Source organism: Corynebacterium vitaeruminis DSM 20294, assembly GCF_000550805.1.
Lineage (GTDB): Bacteria > Actinomycetota > Actinomycetes > Mycobacteriales > Mycobacteriaceae > Corynebacterium > Corynebacterium vitaeruminis.
Genome location: NZ_CP004353.1, coordinates 231,507 through 249,278 on the forward strand (window position 1 = coordinate 231,507; position 17,772 = coordinate 249,278).

At 66.9% G+C, this 17,772-nt stretch carries 13 protein-coding genes and 1 tRNA gene; 8 read left to right on the forward strand and 6 right to left on the reverse strand.

From position 1 onward, the window contains the following. Positions 1 to 262 precede the first annotated feature (262 nt). Both bktB and B843_RS01200 read left to right on the forward strand, forming a co-directional pair. On the forward strand, positions 263 to 1,438 hold the full coding sequence (gene bktB, locus B843_RS01195; protein WP_025251704.1) for a beta-ketothiolase BktB: 1,176 nt from the start codon (positions 263 to 265) through the stop codon (positions 1,436 to 1,438). A gap of 2 nt (positions 1,439 to 1,440) precedes the next feature. Beyond that, the gene (locus B843_RS01200; RefSeq protein WP_025251705.1) at positions 1,441 to 3,702 is read left to right on the forward strand and encodes a 3-hydroxyacyl-CoA dehydrogenase/enoyl-CoA hydratase family protein; all 2,262 of its coding nucleotides are present in this window, start codon (positions 1,441 to 1,443) and stop codon (positions 3,700 to 3,702) included. A 117-nt stretch (positions 3,703 to 3,819) separates the two neighbouring features. Here the strand turns inward: B843_RS01200 and B843_RS01205 are convergent, their stop codons facing one another. The 3 genes from B843_RS01205 to B843_RS01215 form a co-directional block, all read right to left on the reverse strand. Then, positions 3,820 to 5,334 (reverse strand): ABC-F family ATP-binding cassette domain-containing protein, encoded by a 1,515-nt coding sequence (locus B843_RS01205; protein ID WP_025251706.1) that lies wholly within the window; start codon positions 5,332 to 5,334, stop codon positions 3,820 to 3,822. A 408-nt stretch (positions 5,335 to 5,742) separates the two neighbouring features. Next, positions 5,743 to 6,459, reverse strand: a complete 717-nt coding sequence (locus B843_RS01210; RefSeq protein ID WP_025251707.1) for a GNAT family N-acetyltransferase — start codon at positions 6,457 to 6,459, stop codon at positions 5,743 to 5,745. Positions 6,460 to 6,557: 98 nt separating this feature from the next. Beyond that, entirely contained in the window at positions 6,558 to 7,751 is a 1,194-nt protein-coding gene (locus tag B843_RS01215; protein WP_025251708.1) for an acyl-CoA dehydrogenase family protein, read from the reverse strand. Positions 7,752 to 7,971: 220 nt separating this feature from the next. Here B843_RS01215 and B843_RS01220 point away from each other — a divergent pair, with 220 nt between their 5' ends. Beyond that, positions 7,972 to 8,556 (forward strand): TetR/AcrR family transcriptional regulator, encoded by a 585-nt coding sequence (locus B843_RS01220; RefSeq protein ID WP_025251709.1) that lies wholly within the window; start codon positions 7,972 to 7,974, stop codon positions 8,554 to 8,556. Positions 8,557 to 8,738: 182 nt separating this feature from the next. Next, a complete protein-coding gene (locus B843_RS01225; protein ID WP_025251710.1) occupies positions 8,739 to 10,214 on the forward strand; it encodes a 3-oxoacid CoA-transferase subunit B in 1,476 nt (491 codons plus the stop codon). 14 nt (positions 10,215 to 10,228) lie between these two features. Here B843_RS01225 and B843_RS01230 read toward each other — a convergent pair whose 3' ends face one another. Both B843_RS01230 and B843_RS01235 read right to left on the reverse strand, forming a co-directional pair. Continuing rightward, positions 10,229 to 12,826 (reverse strand): chorismate-binding protein, encoded by a 2,598-nt coding sequence (locus tag B843_RS01230; RefSeq protein ID WP_025251711.1) that lies wholly within the window; start codon positions 12,824 to 12,826, stop codon positions 10,229 to 10,231. Between the two features lie 108 nt (positions 12,827 to 12,934). Then, positions 12,935 to 13,951, reverse strand: a complete 1,017-nt coding sequence (locus tag B843_RS01235) for a prephenate dehydrogenase (RefSeq protein WP_025251712.1) — start codon at positions 13,949 to 13,951, stop codon at positions 12,935 to 12,937. A gap of 37 nt (positions 13,952 to 13,988) precedes the next feature. On the opposite strand from B843_RS01235, the gene B843_RS01240 reads away from it, so the two are divergent. The 3 genes from B843_RS01240 to B843_RS01250 all read left to right on the forward strand — a co-directional run bounded on the left by B843_RS01240 (position 13,989) and on the right by B843_RS01250 (position 15,106). Then, on the forward strand, positions 13,989 to 14,468 hold the full coding sequence (locus B843_RS01240; RefSeq protein WP_025251713.1) for a tRNA adenosine deaminase-associated protein: 480 nt from the start codon (positions 13,989 to 13,991) through the stop codon (positions 14,466 to 14,468). Between the two features lie 50 nt (positions 14,469 to 14,518). Then, positions 14,519 to 14,950 carry a nucleoside deaminase gene (locus B843_RS01245; protein ID WP_051483422.1) on the forward strand — a complete coding sequence of 144 codons (432 nt, stop codon included), beginning with the start codon at positions 14,519 to 14,521 and terminating at the stop codon, positions 14,948 to 14,950. A 65-nt stretch (positions 14,951 to 15,015) separates the two neighbouring features. Beyond that, a tRNA-Ser gene (locus tag B843_RS01250) sits at positions 15,016 to 15,106 on the forward strand. A 50-nt stretch (positions 15,107 to 15,156) separates the two neighbouring features. On the opposite strand, the gene B843_RS13695 is transcribed toward B843_RS01250, so the two are convergent. After that, positions 15,157 to 15,297, reverse strand: a complete 141-nt coding sequence (locus B843_RS13695; protein WP_155895067.1) for a hypothetical protein — start codon at positions 15,295 to 15,297, stop codon at positions 15,157 to 15,159. Between B843_RS13695 and B843_RS01255 the strand changes: the two genes are divergently transcribed. Beyond that, the gene (locus B843_RS01255) at positions 15,296 to 17,719 is read left to right on the forward strand and encodes an MMPL family transporter (RefSeq protein WP_025251715.1); all 2,424 of its coding nucleotides are present in this window, start codon (positions 15,296 to 15,298) and stop codon (positions 17,717 to 17,719) included. The two genes, B843_RS13695 and B843_RS01255, sit on opposite strands and share 2 nt — an antisense overlap. Positions 17,720 to 17,772: the final 53 nt, after the last annotated feature.

Below are 17,772 nucleotides of genomic sequence, written 5' to 3' on the forward strand. Positions count from 1 at the left end.
GGGGATAAAATCCGCATGAGAGTTGGACCGATTCCAAAGCAATATATGACCGATCTAACTCGAATTTCTTCCAAAAATGGGAACTTGGCGGGCGCTCCCACCCGGAATTGCGCATAATTTGCGAAGGGCCAGGCGGAAGCGCGATTCGCTCATTGCCGAGAAAAGCGATTGACGGCACGTAAAACCGTGACCTAGACTACATTTTCATATACGAATCACCATTCGTAAACGCACCGCATGTCTACTTCCCGAGGAGGCCTTCATGTCCGACGTCTACATCGCTTCCGCCGCGCGCTTGCCCATCGGGCGCTTCGGCGGCTCCCTAGCCAAGCTTGCCCCGCGAAAACTCGGCGCGCTCGCCGCCACCGAGGCCATCGCCCGGGCCGGAGTGGAGGCCGACGCGATCGGCGCGGCCGTGGTGGCCAACGTCATCTCGGCCACCCCGGAGGACATGTACATCTCCCGCACGGTCGCCCTCGACGCTGGGCTTCCGCACTCCTCCACGGCGCTGACCGTCAACCGCCTGTGCGGCTCCGGCCTCCAGGCGCTGGTCTCTGCTTCGCAGATCCTGCGCGACGGCGACGCCGACCTAGCGCTCGTCGGCGGCGTGGAGAACATGTCGCAGGCGCCGTACTCGCCGCAGCACGCCCGATTCGGCCAGCGCATGGGCGACGGCGTCATGTACGACTGGCTCACCGGTGCGCTGAACTGCCCCATCCACAAGGTGCACATGGGCATCACCGCCGAGACCGTGGCCGAGCGCTACGGCATCTCCCGCGAGCGCCAAGACGAGTTCTCGGTGCTCAGCCAGCAGCGCGCGACCGAGGCCATCGAGCAGGGTCGCTTCGACGAGCAGATCGTTCCGGTGACCATCAAGGCCCGGGGCAAGGAGATCGTCTTCGACCGCGACGAGCACCCGCGCGCCACCACCATGGAGGAGCTGGCGGGCCTGCGGCCGGTCTTCGCCAAGGACGGCACCGTGACCGCGGGCAATGCCTCGGGCATCAACGACAGCGCCGCCGCGATGGTGATCGCCAGCCGGCAGGGCGTCGATAAGCACAACCTGCAACCGCTCGCGCGCGTCGTGAGCTGGGGCGTCGCGGGAGTCGACCCCGCCGTGATGGGCCTGGGGCCGGTCGAGGCGGTGCCGCTCGCGCTGAAGAAGGCCGGGCTCACCCTCGACGACATCGACCTCATCGAGTCCAACGAGGCGTTCGCCGCGCAGGCGCTCGCGGTGCAGGACGCGCTGGGCTTCGACCCGGAGAAGACCAACGTGGACGGCGGCGCCATCGCCCTCGGCCATCCGATTGGCGCCACCGGCGTCATCATCGCTACCAAGCTCGTCTACCGCCTGCGCGCGACCGGCGGCCGCTACGGCCTGGCCACCATGTGCATCGGCGGCGGACAGGGAATCGCAGTTATCGTGGAGGTGCTCTAATCATGTCTCAGACCATCAAGAAGGCCGCCGTCATCGGCGCAGGTTCCATGGGCGCGGGCATCGCCGCCCACATGGCAAACGCGGGCATCGAGGTGCTCCTGCTCGACATGTCCACCGACGGCGCCACCCACGGGGAGCGCAGCGCTCGGGCGCGGGCGGGCGTTGAGACCCAGCTCAAGCGCCGCGGCTTCATGCGCCCGGAGTTCGCCGAGCGCGTGACCGCCGGAAACACCGAGGACGATCTGGCACGCCTTGGCGAGGTCGATTGGGTGGTCGAGGCCATCTTCGAGAACCTCGAGGCCAAGCGCGAGCTCTACGCCCGCTTGGAGGAACACCTCGCGCCCGAGGCGCTGCTCACCTCGAACACCTCCACCATCCCGCTGGCCCAGCTGGTCGAGGGGATGCCCGCCACCCGTCGCGAGCGCTTCGCCATCACGCACTTCTTCAACCCGCCGCGCGTCATGCGGCTGGTCGAGCTGGTCTCCGGCGCCGACACCAGCGAGGACACGCTCGCCACCCTGCGCCGCGCGTGCGAGCGCCAGCTGGGCAAGGTCGCCCTCGACTGCCGTGACACCCCGGGCTTCATCGCCAACCGCGTGGGCAATCTGTGGATGGCCGCGGGCGCGCGCATCGCGCTCGACTCCGGCGTCGTGCCCGAGCTTGCCGACGCCACCTTCGGCCGTCAGTTCGGCATCCCGCGCACCGGCATCTTCGGGCTCTTCGACTACATCGGGCTGCAGCTCGTCCCGCCGATCTGGGCCAGCCTCACCGCGGCGCTGCCCGCCAGCGACGCCTACCACCGCTACCCGATCGTGGACGACCCGCTGTTCAAGGGGCTGCTCGAGCGCGGGCTCACCGGACGCACCGGCCCGTCGGGCATCTACCGCGGCCGCGACGAGGTCATCGGCGAGGGCTTCGAGTACCGGCAGCGCCAGCCCATCGAGGACCCGGCCGCGGCGAAGAAGACCGCCCTCGAGGTCATGGAGACCGCGAGCCCCGGCGGCCGCTTCGCCCGCGAGACGTACCTGGCCACCCTGCGCTACTGCATCGACACGGCCGCCGAGATCTGCGACACCGTCGACGGCATCGACGTGGCAATGGAGCTGGGCTACGCCTGGAAGCAGGGCCCCTTCCGCTTGGCCGATTCCATCGGCCTGGAGTGGCTGCGCGCCGCCTTCGCCGAGCAGCCCGAGGGCGTCCCCGCGCTGCTCGAGGCGGCGATCACGGCGGGCGGCTTCTACCCCGGGCCGGGCAAGGTGCTGCGCGCCGACGGGCAGGTCGCGGACGTCGCTGCCCGCGAGGGCGTGGTCACCGTGGCCGAGCTCGCGGGCCGGCCGGACACGCGGGTGGTCGCGGAGAACGCGGCCGGGCGCGTCCTGCTGCTGGTGGGCGGCGTCGGCATCTTCAACCTGGCAACGCCGATGAACTCGCTCAACGCCGAGGCCTTCGACCTCATCCAGCGCACCGTCGTGGAGGGGCCCTCGTGGGGAGTGAAGGCGCTGGTCATCGCATCCGACGAGGCCCGCGCGTTCAGCGCCGGCGCCAACCTAGGCACCCTCGTCGAGGCGGCGGAGACCGGCGACGACGCCGCCGTCGAGGTGCTCATGCGCCGCGGCTCCACCACGCTGCGCGAGCTGCGCAAGGCGCCGTTTCCCGTGGTCGCGGCGGTGCGCGGCGTGGCGCTCGGCGGCGGCATGGAGCTCCTGCTGGCCTGCGACAAAACGGTCATCCACGCGGAGTCGCGCCTCGGCTTCCCCGAGCGCGTCGTGGGGCTCTACCCTGCGTGGTGCGGCACCGTGCGCACGCTCGAGCGACTCTACCGCCACGGCGCCGAGGACCCGGTGCGCGCCGCGTTCGGCCTCATCGCCGCGGCCGACCAGCGGGCCCCGTTCGACCTGCAGGCCCTAGGTGTCCTCGGGGAGGAGGATCGGATCGTGCTCAGCGTCGACCACGTCATCGGCGACGCGGTCGAGCTCGCTTCGTCGCTTGCCGACGGCTACGCCCCGCCATCCGACGGCGAGGTGCCGGTGTGGACCTCGTCGACCCTGCTCATCGACACCATCGACGTCTCCGAGATGAGCGAGACCGACATGGCGATCCTCACCGCGCTGGCGAGCGTGTACACGATCGAGGGAGCGGAAACCGTAGGCGTCGATACGCTCGCGGAGCGCGAGGTCGACCGCTGCGTGCCGCTGCTGCTTCGCCCGGAAAACCTCGAGCGGGCGCGCCACATGGCAGCGACGCGCAAGGCGTTAAGAAACTAGGTGCAAGTCGGGCTCGGAGCGGCCTAGGAAAGATTCGGCTTCACAGTTACCGTTGGTGCGTAGAATCTCGACGGGTGCTCCGTTTCTTTCACACAGGTGCCGCGAATTTGAATGCCGTCATGAGAGTTCGATCGTCCTCGTCACGCCGATGCGGGCGCAGAATTCTTCATCGTGACTTACGATGATGATCGCCCCTCGGTAGGCATCGAGTGCAGAGGCAAGCCATTCAACTGTCAGCATGTCAAGGTTGTTCGTAGGCTCGTCAAGAAGCAGTAGCGTCGGTGCTGGCTCGCGGAGGATCGCTCGGGCGAGTTCGACGCGGAAGCGCTCGCCGCCGGATAGGGTTCCAATCTTCGCGAAGACTTTGTCATTCTGGAAGCACAGCCGTGCAAGTTGGTCGCGCGTTCGCTGTGGAGTCCCGCCGACCACTGCCATTACGGTGGCTTCGTTTGGCAAATCGATACGCTGCCGAACATATCCTGCGCGTGGTGACGACGCAAAGATGGCATTCATCAGCGTGGTCTTGCCGCATCCGTTGGGCCCGGCGATGCGGACACGCTCTGGACCCGCTACGATCTCGCGCCGCCCAACCGCTTCGAATTCTGCGATACGGGTACCGTTTGCGACAAAGGTCTCGGGCAGTTCGATATAGACCCCCTCTATATCTCTAATCCGAGCGGCTGCAGAATCCGTCACAGCTTGAGCTGCAGCGACTTTCCCCTTGCACTCTTGGCGGCGCTTTGCTGACGAGTGTTCGGAGCGGTTCTTATCGTTTCCCATAGCGATCGGCGGCTTACGCTTTTCTCGAGAGAACTTGGCACCGCGCCGGGCATCGCGCGCGAGACGGGTCTCCATAGATTGCTGCTCTTTCAACTCGCGACGGACAACCGACTTTGCGTCGCGAAGCGCGCGTGCGGCTGAATCTTGTTCACTGCGGACAGCAGCCTCGTAGTAATCTAGGTTCCCCTCGAAAAAACGGAGTTTTCCCTGGTAGAGCTCGGCAGTCTCTTCAACCCGCCGCAGCACGGCGCGGTCGTGGCTGACTACGATGACTTGGTTCTTCGTGTTCTCAAGGAAATGATAAAAACTTTCCTTGGCATCGCCGTCGAGGTTGTTGGTAGGCTCATCGAGCACGATGACCTCAGGGTTTTCGGCTAACACGGCGGCAAGTGCTACACGGACCGCCTCCCCTCCAGAGAGCGAGTCGAGGCGCCGCGACAAAGCAGATTCGTCAGCAGCCAATGAGGAAAGCCCCGCCTCGTGCAAGTGTTTGCGAAGGCGTTCGGCCTCATCCCAGCGGTTGCCTACCATATCGAAGTGCTCTGGACGGGGGTCGCCTGCCTCGATTGATTCAATGGCATGCAGGATCGCAGTCGCACCGAAGACATCAGCGATGCTTCGTTCTGCGGCGATGCCGAGATCTTGGGGAAGATAACCGACGCGGTCCGGTCGGATTACAGTTCCAGAACTAGGCTCAAGTTCGCCGATGAGGATCTTGATGAGAGTGGATTTGCCAGAGCCGTTCTCGCCGGTAATACCGGTGACGCGGGCGTTGAAGACCCCGCTAACGTCGCGAAGGCAGTGTGTGGCGTCTGGCCAAGAAAACGAAAGGTGAGAAAAAGAAATGGGCAAGAAAAAGCATCCCTTCAGCAGACGATATGGGCTGAAGGTACTTCCTCCAGCAGGCGCTAGAAACAGGCTGCAATCTTCATGGGGACCATTATCTTTCTTTCGGTGGTTTGGGCGGTTAGCTTAACACTCCGCGATCTTGAAAGCAACGATTGCTTACTCGACTTGGGACGCAGCGGGGTGACCAATTAGTTCTCCATTTCGTTGATCTGCGGGTTTGTGTTTTTGCTGCGGCCGATTTCTGCGCTAAATGGGACAGGATCAAGGTAACTGTTGGCGCGATCTCTCATGGTTCCATTTCCCCACTGTGAGAAGTATTTCCGTGAAAACCGCAGTGCAATCCCTAGTCAGCGAGTGGGGAACAGTTATTCCGGCGTTTTCCAGATAAGGATCAAACACTACTATTCGCGGCTACGACTGGCGTACCTTTCGGTTCGCCTCGGGCAATGACTTCAGCTGCCGCCCGCCCTCGAAGTTATTGGGATCAAGCCATGCACTGAACGCGCGCTTGAGCGCTGGCCACTCGCCGTCGATGATGGAAAACCACGCGGTGTCGCGGTTGCGGCCCTTGTACACCACCGCCTGGCGGAAGGTGCCCTCGTAGGCAAAGCCCAGGCGCTCGGCCGCGCGACGGGAGGGGGCGTTGAGCGAGTCGCACTTCCATTCGTAGCGGCGGTAGCCTAGCTGGTCGAAGACGTATTCCATGACGAGAAACTGCGCCTCGGTCGCGGCGATCGTGCGCTGGAGGGCGGGGGAATACATGACCCAGCCCATCTCGACCACGCCGTTGTGGGGGCTGTGCCGCATGAGGGCGAAGGTGCCCACGGCCAGCCCGCTGTGCTTGTCGACGATGGCGAAATGCAGCGGATCTTGGGACTCCGTGAGCCCCGTGAGCAGCTCGCGGAGCTCCTCCTCGGAGGCAAACGGTCCGACGGGGAGATAGGTCCACAGCGGGCCCTGGAGCTCGGAACCGAAGGCGCTGACAAGCTGGCCGATGTGCCCGGCCACGAGCGGCTCGACGCGGCAGTGGGTGCCCTCCAAGGTCACACGCTTGGGGCGCTTGCGGGGACAGTAGTGGGGAAGTTCTTCGCCGATGGGCTGGGAAAACTCGTTCGTGCGCGGGGTCATGCTTGGAACGTACCACCGCCGCGCGACAAGCGCTGAGGGGCGCTTCCGTGGCGGAAGCGCCCCTCGCGTGATTTCAGTCTTCGTTGGCTGCGACGTGTTTAGCGGAATGCGCCCACGCCGGTGATCTTCTTGCCGATGATCAGCGACTGCATGGTGTCGGTGCCCTCGTAGGTGTGGCAGGCCTCGATGTCGGCCATGTGGCGGATGACGTGGTTCTCCAGCAGGATGCCGGAGCCGCCGAGCATGTCGCGGGCGTCCGCTGCGACGCGGCGGGCGGCGCGGGTGGAGCGCACCTTGGCCATGGCGGCTTGCTCGGGGCGCATGGTGCCCTGAGCGTCGCGCTCGGTGATGTGGCGCAGGAGCAGGGAGATCTCGGTGATCTCGCCCAGCATGTCGGCCAGGCGCTGCTGGATCATCTGGTTGGCGGCCAGCGGGCGGCCGAACTGGATGCGGGTAAGGGCGTGCTCGCGGGCGGCCTCGTAGCAGGCGATCGCGTGGCCGAGCGCCATCCAGGCCACTGCGGTGCGGGTAGAGGTAAGCACGCGGGCGGTGTCGCGGAAGGTCTTGGCGCCGGGCATCTGGGCGTCGAGCGGGACGCGGACGTTGTCGAAGGTGATGAGCGCCTGGTGGATGGCGCGCAGCGAGACCTTGCCGGTGATGGTCTCGGCGTTGTAGCCCGGTGTGTCCTGCGGGACGATGAAGCCGGAGACCTCGCCGTCCTCGGTGCGGGCCCAGACGATGGTGATGTCGCCGCAGGCACCGTTGCCGATCCAGCGCTTCGCGCCGTTGATGACCCACTCGTCGCCGTCGCGGTGGGCGGTGGTCTCCAGCGCCACGGAGTCGGAGCCGTGGTCGGGCTCGGTGAGCGCAAAGGCGCCGAGCACCTCGCAGCGGGCCATGGGGCCGAGCCACTTCTTCTTCTGTTCCTCGGAGCCGCAGTAGGCGATCGAGCGCATGGCCAGGCCCGCCTGGACGGCGATGACGGTGGACATGGAGCCGTCGATGCGGGAGATCTCCATGTTCACCAGGCCGGCGGCCAGCGGGGAGAGGTGCTGGTGGCCCTCGATGTCCAGCCCGTCCGTCATGAGGTCGAGCTCGCCGAGCCGCTTGACCAGGTCCATCGGGTACTCGGCCTTCTCCCAGGCGTCGTTGATGACGGGGAGGCAGTCGTCCGCGAAGGAGGCGGCGCGCTGCCAGGCCTCGAGGTCGGGGCCGGTGACGTCATCGAAAACGTTGTAGAAATCCGTGGTGGGCTCGATGAGCGAGGACGGGGAAGCGGTGGTGGAGGACATGTGAACGCCTTTCGTCGAGTGGCTGCGAAAACTACGAACGGTGATTCGTATCCAACAGTGTGACCTACGCCCTATAATTCGTCAAGGTGTGGGGGCGATTACGGGTGGGGCCCGCGGCGCAGGTTTCGGCCCGCACCGAGGCCCAGAGCCCTTTTGCCAGCGCTCGCCCGCTCCGGCTATTCTCGCCGGTGGAAAGGTTGAATGAAGAAGGAGTTCCCCCATGGCTAGAGGGTCCCGACGCGCCCAGATCACCGCGGCCGCCGTCAAGCTCTTCGATGAGCGCGGCTACTACGGCGCGGGCATGGGGGACGTGGCCCGCTCCATCGGCATGGGCGCCTCCTCCCTGTACAACCACTACGCCTCCAAGCAGGAGATCCTGGCCGAGATCGCGATCGGGGCCATGGAGGACCTGCTGCGGATCAACGCCCGCGAGCTCGCCGGGGTGAGCGGCCCGCTCGATCGCCTGCGGGTGAGCATGCGCACGCACGTCATGTTCCACGCCGACTTCCGCCAGGCTGTTCGCGTGGTCAATAAGGAGATCGACAGCCTTGAGGAACCCTCGCGCAGCGTGGTTACCCAGCTGCGCAAGGACTACGTCGCCCGCTGGGAGGCGATCGTCAAGGAGGGGGTCGAGCAGGGCCTGTTCGACGTGGAGAACCTCCGCATCGCCTGCTGGGCGCTCATCGACATGGGGATCGGAGTGAGCGCGTGGTTTAGCCCCGAGGGTGCCCTCAGCTCCGAGGAGCTGGGGGACATGTACGCCGAGATGGCTCTGCGCCAGCTCGGTGTGAAGTCTGCGAACTGATTCCGGTTAATGCCTATTAACTGGGCAAACAGGTTTTCCCTATCCCGACGGGCTGGGAAACCTATAAAAGGCGGGCAATATTTTTGTTTTGACACCCTTGACATCCCTTCGAATCACAGTAGCCTGTGACTCAGTACACACGAACCGCTATTCGTATTCTCGTTCACTTTTTGGAGGGGTCAATGGTCAATAAAATCGTCGCGGATGCGTCCGAAGCGCTCGCCGGGCTCGAGTCGGGCATGAGCCTAGCTGTCGGAGGGTTCGGAATCTGCGGAAACCCGACCGTGCTCATCGACGCCATCGTCGATCGCGGCACGGATCGGCTCGACATCTACTCCAACAACCCAGGCACCCAGCTGGGCGATAAACACCTAGGGTTGGCCAAGCTGTTCATCAATCAGCGTGCCAAGAAGTTCGGCGGCTCCTACATCGGCTTCAACAAGGAGTTCGAGCGCCAGTTCCTCAACGGCGAGCTTGACGTGGAGCTCATCCCCCAGGGCACCCTCGCGGAGAAGATGCGCGCGGGCGGCGCGGGCATCCCGGCCTTCTTCACTGCCACCGGCGCGGGCACGATGGTCGCCGACGGCGGTCTCCCCGTGCGCTACGACGGACAGGGCAACGCGAGCATCGTCTCCGCGCCGAAGGAGACCCGCGTCATGACCCACCGCGGCAAGGAGCAGACCTATGTCCTGGAGGAGGCGATCACCTGCGACTTCGCGCTCGTGCGCGCCGCGAAGGCGGACAAGGAGGGCAACCTCGTCTTCAACCTCACCGCCGCGAACTTCAACGCCAACGCGGCCATGTGCGGCGCCGTCACCGTCGTCGAGGCCGAGGAGATCGTGGAGGTCGGAGAGCTCACCCCGGACGAGATACACCTCCCGGGCATCTTCGTCGACTGCATCCTGCCGCTGACTCCGGAGCAGGCGAAGGACAAGAGCATCGAGCGCATCATCATCCGCGACGAGGAGTCCGGCGTGGTCGAGGCGCTGCGCCCGGAGGGCCGCGAGGGCTGGACCCGCGAGGAGATGGCGGCCCGCGCCGCGCTCGAGCTGAGCGACGGCGAGTACGTCAACCTGGGCATCGGCATGCCGACCATGGTGCCGGACTACCTCCCCGAGGGCGTCAACGTCATCCTCCAGAGCGAGAACGGCCTGCTCAAGACCGGCCCGAGCCCGCTCGCCCACGAGGTGCACCCGGACGTCATCAACGCCGGCAAGGCCACCGTCACCATCCTGCCGGGAGGCTCGACCTTCGACTCGGCGATGAGCTTCGCCATGATCCGCGGCGGCTACGTGGACACGGCCATCCTCGGCGCGCTGCAGGTCTCTGCGACCGGCGACATCGCCAACTGGGGCATCCCGGGTAAGAAGTTCACCGGCATGGGCGGTGCGATGGACCTGGTCAAGGGGGCGAACCGCGTGGTCGTCATGCTCGACCACACCGCCGTCGACGGCACCCCGAAGATCCTCAACGAGTGCAGCTACCCGCTCACTGCGATCGGCGCGGTCGACCGCATCATCACCAACCTCGCGGTCTTCGACGTCACCGAGGAGGGGCTCAAGCTCATCGAGCTCGCCCCCGGCGTCACCCTCGAGGAGGTCGAGGCGGCCACCGCGGCGGACTTCATCGTATGCGAGAAGCTGGAGGCCGCGGCCTAAGAGGCCAGAAGGGTCTAGGACACGGCCGCGGCGACTCCTTCGAGCACCCCGCGCCACAGGGAAAGGCGCGCGGGATCGGCGGGTGGCAGGGGCTGCCTGCCGATGTCCGTCACCGGCGTGATGCCGTGCAGGGCGTTGAGCGTCCACACCTCGTGCCCCCGCAGGTCCTCTAGGTGCAGCTTTCGCTTGTCGACGGCGACGCCGCGCCCGCGCGCGGCGTCGAGGAGCACCGACTCCGTGACCGAATCCAGGCGGGAAGCATCAACGCTGACCAGGGTGTCGCCGTCCCACATCACGAGCGCCGCGGTCGCGGCCTCGGTGACGCAGCCATCTTCGCCGACCAAGAGGACGTCGTCGCAGCCCGGCTGCTTCAGCGTCGACAGCAGCTGGAGGTTCGGCCCCTTGACCCTTGGGTAGGCAAGCGTCGCGCGGGTAACCCCTAGCCGCGTCGAGCTCCGCCGCGCCGGCGCGGGCCGCAGCCTGAGCGCGAAGCTCTCCGGGGAGGCCTCGAGCCGGGGGAACCACGCGCCGGTGCGCGGCAGCGCCGCGGGCACGGCGGTAAGAAAGTCGTCCGGATCGCCCAGCCCCATCGCCAGGCACCCGGCCCGGAACCGGGCTTCGTGGCGGTCGAGAGCGCGCACGTAGCCGTCGACAAGCAAGAACGAGTCGATGACCAGCGGGTCGGGGACTGCGGCCTGGGGAACGAGCGCGCCGCCGGTGAAGCGAAACGCCTGCGCGCCGGGGAAGGGCTGGCCGGACAGCCGCAGGAAGGGAGCGGACTTGGCGATGATCTCCAGCCACTCCGCGGCGGGGTCCGAGAGCGCGACGATGGCGCCGCCGATGCCGTAGGAGACGCGGCCGCCGGAGACGACCAGAGTGCGGATGGTCATGGCGAGGTCGAGGTCGCCGTCGCAGCCGACAAACCCGATGCAGCCGGAGTAGACCCCGCGCGCGGTGCCCTCGAGGGAGCTGATGATGCCCATCGTGCGCAGCTTCGGCGCGCCCGTCATGGAACCGCCGGGGAAGGTCGCTTTGAGTAGATCGGTACAGGTCACGCCGTCGGCGAGGCGGGCGCGGACGGTGGAGACCAGCTGGTGGACGGTGGTGAAGCTGCGGACCTCGAAGAGCGGGTCCACCTCGATGGTGCCGGGGACGCCCACGCGGGTGAGATCGTTGCGCACGAGGTCGACGATCATGAGGTTCTCGGCCCGGTCCTTCAGGTTCGTGGCCAGGTCGCGGCGCAGCTCCTCGTCGGCGGCGGCGTCGTGCCCGCGGGGGCGGGTGCCCTTGATCGGCTCGGAGGTTACGACCCCCGATTCGACCTTGAGGAAGCGCTCCGGGGAGACGCTTATCACCGACGCCTCCGGAAGCACGAGCAGCGAGCGCATCGGCGCCGGGATGCTGGAACGTAAAGCCGCGTAGGTGGCGACCGGATCCACACCAAGGTCCTCGGCGCCCAGCGCGGTGGTCAGACATACCTCGTAGGTCTCGCCCTCGCGGATGAGCTCCTGCGCGCGGGCGATCTTCCCCGCGTAGCTGGTGGCCGTGTCCCGGCAGGAAAGCGCGCCGATCGTCGCTGGGTCGAAGGTGTGCTCGCGTGGTGTGGCGTGCTCCAACGCGTCCCACGCCGCTGCTGCCCATGCCGGTTCGGGCTTGCAGGAGACAAGCTGCACGCGCCCGTCGCGCAGCGCCACCACGCGCGGGGCGAAAAACAGCCGTTGAGCAGGGGTGTCCGGGGCGTGCATCGGCGCGGAGGTAGCATCGGCGAGCGCCTCATAGCCGAGGTAGCCGTAGAACCCCGGGGACGCCAGGCAGTCCGCGGGGCGGCGGTGGGTGGGCGCGGCGTCGAGCTCGGCGAGGTCGCCCACCCATGTGGGATCATTCGGCAGTGCGGCGATGATGGCTGTGCCCTCGAACTCGAGCAGCGCGCCCTTTCTTCCCAGCGCCTCGAAGGCGGTGACGGGGTCGATTCCGAGGGCGCGCTCCTCGCAAACTAGGGCTGGTAGCTGCGGCTTCGCGGGGCGGGGTTCCAAGGCGTAGCCGTCGGAAAGCGAACTGCACGCGAGCGCGAGGAAGTTCTCCATGAGTCGCAGACCGTGCTCGCTGCAGACGGACTCGGGGTGGTACTGCACGCCCCACCACGGGCGATCGACCGCGCGCGCCGCCATGATGAGGCCGTCGTCGGTGCGCGCGAGCAGGCGCATGTTTGCAGGCAGCTTGTCGACGACCAGGGAGTGGTACCGCACCACCTCGTGCCGGGCGGGGATCCCGCAAAAGAGCGGATCGTCCTCGCAGGTGACGGCGTCGACGAGGCCGTGGACCGGCTCCGGCGCGTGCACGATGTCCGCCCCGAGGCGGTGCGCCATCGCCTGAAACCCCAGGCAGACGCCCAGGACCGGCACGGTCGCCTTGTCGAGGACGCTCGCGCAGAAGCCGATGTCGGCGGGGCGCGCCGGGGTGCCGGGTCCCGGCGACAACACGATGGCGTCGAATCCGCCGAGGGGAACCGGCCGGGTGTTCGGGGTGACGGTGACGTCCGCGCCGAGGCGGGCGAGGTAGTCGACGAGGTTGAAGGTGAAGGAGTCGAAGTTGTCGACGACTAGGACCCGCATGCCCCGGAGGCGGCCCCCTTCTAAGCCATAGGCGGTGGGGGAGCAGCCGGGGCCGCTGGCGGTGGGGGCGCAGGCGGTGAGAGCGCAGGCGGTGGGGACACCGCGCAACTAGAACACCTCGATGCGGGCGCCGAGGTTCTCCGCCTGGATGAGCTGGCCGGTCCAGTTCGGCGCGCCGGGGTGCACGCGGAAGACCGGGCGGTTGCTCAGCTTGGTCGGGCTGACCGACGGGGTGTCGCGCACGCCGGCGCGGACCTCGTAGCGCACGCGCGAGCGGTAGCCGGAGTCGGCAAGCTCCTGGATGTTGGGGCTCTTCTCGTCGAGGTGGGCGCGGGCGTCCTGGAGGAGGACGAGGGTCTCGTCGAGCGCCTTGAGCAGGGCGGCGGAGTTGGTCTCGCACATGGCGCGCACGAGCGAGGGGGCGGTGCCGGCCACGCGGGTGCCGTCGCGGAAGCTGCTGGCGGCGAGCGAGAGCGCCAGCGCGCCGCCGTTGTCGCCGACGATGGACAGCGCCTCGGCCAGGATGTGCGGCAGGTGGGACACGCGCGCGACGGCTGCGTCGTGCTGCTTCACGCGCGAGGGGATCGCCTCCGCGCCGACGGCGAGCGCCATGCTCACCACGTCGAGCCACAGGGCGACCCACTCCTCGCTGGGGGTGTCCTCGACGGCGTGATCGAAGGTGATCACCCACGCCGCGCCCTGGAACAGGCCGTCCTTGGACGCGCCCCAGCCGGAGTCTGCCGTGCCCGCCATGGGGTGGCCGCCCACGTACTTGTCCTCCAGCCCGCGCTCGCGGACCAGCTCGTAGACGCGCGTCTTGACGCTCACGACGTCGGTGAAGCCGCAGCTGGGGGCGTGCTCGGCGATGGAGTCGAGCAGCGAGGCGATGGCGGGCATGGGGGTGGCGAGGACGATGAGCGCGCCGTCCTTCTCCGCGCGCTGGAGCGTTTCCACCAGGTCGTAGCTGGCGTCGAAGCCCTCCTTGCCGGCCTCCTTGGCACCCGACGGGGAGCGGTTGAAGCCGTAGGCGGCAACGCCCTCCTCGCGCAGCGCGCGCAGCAAAGAACCGCCGATGAGGCCGAGACCAAGGATGCAGACAGGACGGGAAACTTGAAGATTGCTCACCTGACAAGTGTGTCACACACATACTACGGTTAGCAGTATGAAGCACGATTTTGCAGTGACCGTCGCGCGCGAGGGCGCTTCCTGGCAGGTCCGCGCCTTCAAGGACGACTACCGCTCCCTCGACACCGCGATCACCGCTGTCCGCAACCTGCGCGCGGAGGAGGCCGCCTTTGCGCTGCTCAGCGTCGAAGACGACTACTTCGTCATCGTCCGTCCCACGCCGCAGGGCGTGCGCTTTTTGCTTTCCGACGCTACCGCCGCGGTCGAGGACGACTTCGCCGCCGACATCCTCGACGAGCTCGACGTGGAGATCCCGGAGATCGACCCGGACGAGCTGGAGAGCACCGAGCCCTGGGCGGAGGGGGACTTCGACATCCTCGCCGACCTCGGGCTGTCCGAGGAGGTCATGAGCGTCATCTGCGACGAGACCGACTGGTGGGCCAGCGAGCAGCTCCAGCGCATCGCCGAGGAGCTCGGCTTCGAGGACGAGCTCGCCGACGCCGCGGGGCTGGAGTAGTGCCAGGGGCGCTGCCCAAGCCGCGCCATCGGGTGGCCGCCGAGGAACGCATGCGCGAGGCCATCGCCCTAGCGCGCACCACGCCTGATGGCGACGTCCCCGTCGGCGCCATCATCTACGGGCCCGACGGCGCGGTCCTCGGCCGCGGGGTCAACCGCCGCGAGGCCGACCGGGACCCGCTCGCCCACGCAGAGGTGCTCGCCATCCGTGAGGCGCTGTCCCACGACCTATACGGCTGGCGGCTGACGGACTGCACCCTCGTGGTCACCCTCGAGCCGTGCACGATGTGCGCGGGGGCGCTGGTCGGGGCGCGCATCGGGCGCATCGTCTTCGGGGCCTACGAACCCAAGACCGGCGCGGTCGGCTCCGTCTTCGACGTCGTCCGCGACCCCCACGTGCTCCACCGCATCGAGGTCCAAGGCGGGGTGCTGGAGGAGGAGTGCCAGGAGCTGCTGCGCGGGTTCTTCGAGGGGCTGCGATAGCGGCGTCACCGGGCGCGGCGCTGGTGATTTGGTTCTCGGGCCCCTCGTTCGATACTCTGGTTCGCGGTGGCGTGTCCGAGCGGCCGAAGGTGCTCGCCTCGAAAGCGAGTGTTGGGTAATCCCCAACCGCGGGTTCAAATCCCGCCGCCACCGCCAGCGAAAACCGGTGGCTACCTCTCCTATTCAGGGGCGGGTGGCCACCGGTTTTATGTGTTTTTCCTTCTTTCTTGCTTCTTCCAGCCTTCGCACAGGCTTTGGGCAGGCTTCGGGATTTCTGTGGCGGGCAGGTAGGCTAAAGGTTCGAGAAATGCCGCCGAAGTCTGTAAAAGGAGCACTGCTTCCGCCATGGCCAAACTGTTGTACCGCATTGGTAAGTGGTCCTTTAGGGCGAAATGGGTAGTCATCACGGCGTGGGCCATCATCCTCGTGGCCATCGGCGCGTGCGCGCTCGCCTTCCAGCAGGGGTACAGCGACGTGTTCAGCCTCAAGGACACCCCGTCCCAGAAGGCGACCGACCTCTACATGCAGAACTTCCCTGAAGAGAAGAACCCGCTGCAGGGCACGGGCGTCAACATCGTGTTCAAGGCGCCGGAGGGGGAGACCCTCGACAGCGAGAAGAACACCGAGGCCATCCAGGCGGTCATCGACTCGCTCAACGAGAACCTGGACGCCATCACCAACACCACCCGCTACGGCAACCCGATCACGCTCAACCCGCAGCTCGAGGAGATGGTCAAGGAGCAGTCGGTAGCGGGTGGACTGCCCGAGGACATGGCCGAGAGCGACGCCAAGAACTTAAGCCTCGTCTCCGACGACAGGACGATCGCGTACACCACCTTCGACATGGACGTCCCGCTTGCCGCGGACGTCACCGACGAGCAGCGCGCGGCGATCAACAACGCGATGGACGCCGGCCGCGAGAAGGGCATCGAGGTGGAGGCCGGCGGCGCGGGCTTCGGCGACCCGATCGTCATCGAGGAAGGCTCCGAGATCGTCGGCGTGGCCATCGCGGCGATCATCCTCATCTTCACCTTCGGCTCCCTGTACGCGGCCGGCATGCCGCTCATCGCCGCGATCGTTGGCGTGGGCATCGGCTCGCTGGGCACCACGCTGGCCACGGCGTGGGTCACCCTCAACAACGTCACCCCCGCGTTGGCCGTCATGATCGGCCTCGCCGTGGGCATCGACTACTCGCTGTTCATCATCTTCAGATACCGGCGCGAGCTCACCAGAATGGACAAGGAGGAGGCCGTCGGCATGGCGGTGGGCACCGCCGGATCCGCGGTGGTCTTCGCCGGCCTCACCGTCATCATCGCGCTGGTGGCGCTGGCGGTCGCGAACATCACCTTCCTCACCTACATGGGCCTGTCCGCGGCGTTCACCGTGCTCATGTCCGTGCTCGTCGCGCTGACCCTGCTGCCCGCCATCCTGGGCGTGGCCGGCGACCGGGCGTTCAAGGGAAAGATCCCGTTCCTCGAGCGCCGCCAGGCGCACCGCCCGGGGCGGAGCACCATGGGCGAGAAGTGGGTCAAGTTCGTCCACAAGGCCCCCGGCCTCGTCATCGCGATCGTCGTCTTCGCCCTCGGCGCGCTCACGATCCCGGCCTCGCAGCTGCACCTCTCGCTGCCGAGCGATACCCAGTCCGACTACACCACCACCCAGCGTAAGCAGGCCGACATCATGGCCGAGGGCTTCGGCGAGGGCATCAACTCACCGTTCCTCGTGGTGGTCGACGCCCACGACGTCAACCCGGACGCGCCCGCGCTGTCCGCGCTGGTAGCGGCGCAGAAGACCACGGCCGAGGCCAATGGCACCGAGTTTGATCAGAAGAAGGCGGCGGCCCAGGCCTCCTTCCTCTACGTGCTGCAGAAATACTCGACCAACGTCGACGTCAAGCACATCCAGATGATTGGGCAGTCCGACGACGGCTACGCGGTCCAGATGCTGCTCACCCCGGAATCCTCGCCGGAGAACGAGGCGACCAACGACCTCATCACCTCGCTGCGCATCCAGCAGACCGAGGTCGACGACGCCACCGGCATCTCCTCCGGCATCACCGGCCTCGTCCCGATCCAGCAGGACATCACCAACCGCCTCTCCGGCGTGATGGGCGTCTACCTCGCCATCGTGGTGGGACTCGCGATCATCCTGCTCATGATCATCTTCCGCTCGGTGATGATCCCGCTGGTCGCGGGCGTGGGCTTCCTGCTGTCCGTGGGCGCGGCCTTCGGCGTGACGGTGCTGTTCTGGCAGGAGGGCCTGTGGGGCTTGGTGCCCACTCCGGGGCCGATCATCGCCTTCATGCCGATCTTCTTGATCGGCGTGTGCTTCGGGCTGGCCATGGACTACCAGGTGTTCTTGGTCTCCGCGATGCGCGAGCGGTTTACCCACTCGGGCGGCAAGGCCACCGAGGGGTCCAAGTACAACGCCGTCGAGGAGTCCGTCATCGCGGGCTTCACCAACGGCGCCCGCGTGGTCACGGCCGCGGCCCTCATCATGATCTCGGTGTTCATCGCCTTCATCAGCCAGCCGCTGCCGTTCATCCGCATCTTCGGCTTCGCCCTCGGCGCGGGCGTGCTCTTCGACGCCTTCTTCATCCGCATGGCCTTCGTCCCCGCAGCGATGTTCATCCTCGGCCGCTCGACGTGGTGGATGCCGCGCTGGCTGGACAAGATCCTGCCGAGCCTCGACATCGAGGGCAAGGCCCTCGAGGAGGCATGGGAGGCGGAGCACCGTGACGCGCTGCCGTCGCCGGTCGACGCCCGATAGGCCTCACCTGGACTACCGGTAGCCCAACGCGCCCGCACGGGACCGCTCCTTCG

What these genes read in the sequence shown, in the direction of transcription:
- bktB (WP_025251704.1), top strand. Translation starts at nt 263, where the DNA reads ATGTCCGACGTCTACATCGCTTCCGCCGCGCGCTTGCCCATCGGGCGC.
- B843_RS01200 (WP_025251705.1), top strand. Translation starts at nt 1,441, where the DNA reads ATGTCTCAGACCATCAAGAAGGCCGCCGTCATCGGCGCAGGTTCCATG.
- B843_RS01210 (WP_025251707.1), bottom strand. Translation starts at nt 6,459, where the DNA reads ATGACCCCGCGCACGAACGAGTTTTCCCAGCCCATCGGCGAAGAACTT.
- B843_RS01215 (WP_025251708.1), bottom strand. Translation starts at nt 7,751, where the DNA reads ATGTCCTCCACCACCGCTTCCCCGTCCTCGCTCATCGAGCCCACCACG.
- B843_RS01220 (WP_025251709.1), top strand. Translation starts at nt 7,972, where the DNA reads ATGGCTAGAGGGTCCCGACGCGCCCAGATCACCGCGGCCGCCGTCAAG.
- B843_RS01225 (WP_025251710.1), top strand. Translation starts at nt 8,739, where the DNA reads ATGGTCAATAAAATCGTCGCGGATGCGTCCGAAGCGCTCGCCGGGCTC.
- B843_RS01230 (WP_025251711.1), bottom strand. Translation starts at nt 12,826, where the DNA reads ATGCGGGTCCTAGTCGTCGACAACTTCGACTCCTTCACCTTCAACCTC.
- B843_RS01240 (WP_025251713.1), top strand. Translation starts at nt 13,989, where the DNA reads ATGAAGCACGATTTTGCAGTGACCGTCGCGCGCGAGGGCGCTTCCTGG.
- B843_RS01245 (WP_051483422.1), top strand. Translation starts at nt 14,519, where the DNA reads ATGCGCGAGGCCATCGCCCTAGCGCGCACCACGCCTGATGGCGACGTC.
- B843_RS01255 (WP_025251715.1), top strand. Translation starts at nt 15,296, where the DNA reads ATGGCCAAACTGTTGTACCGCATTGGTAAGTGGTCCTTTAGGGCGAAA.
- B843_RS13695 (WP_155895067.1), bottom strand. Translation starts at nt 15,297, where the DNA reads ATGGCGGAAGCAGTGCTCCTTTTACAGACTTCGGCGGCATTTCTCGAA.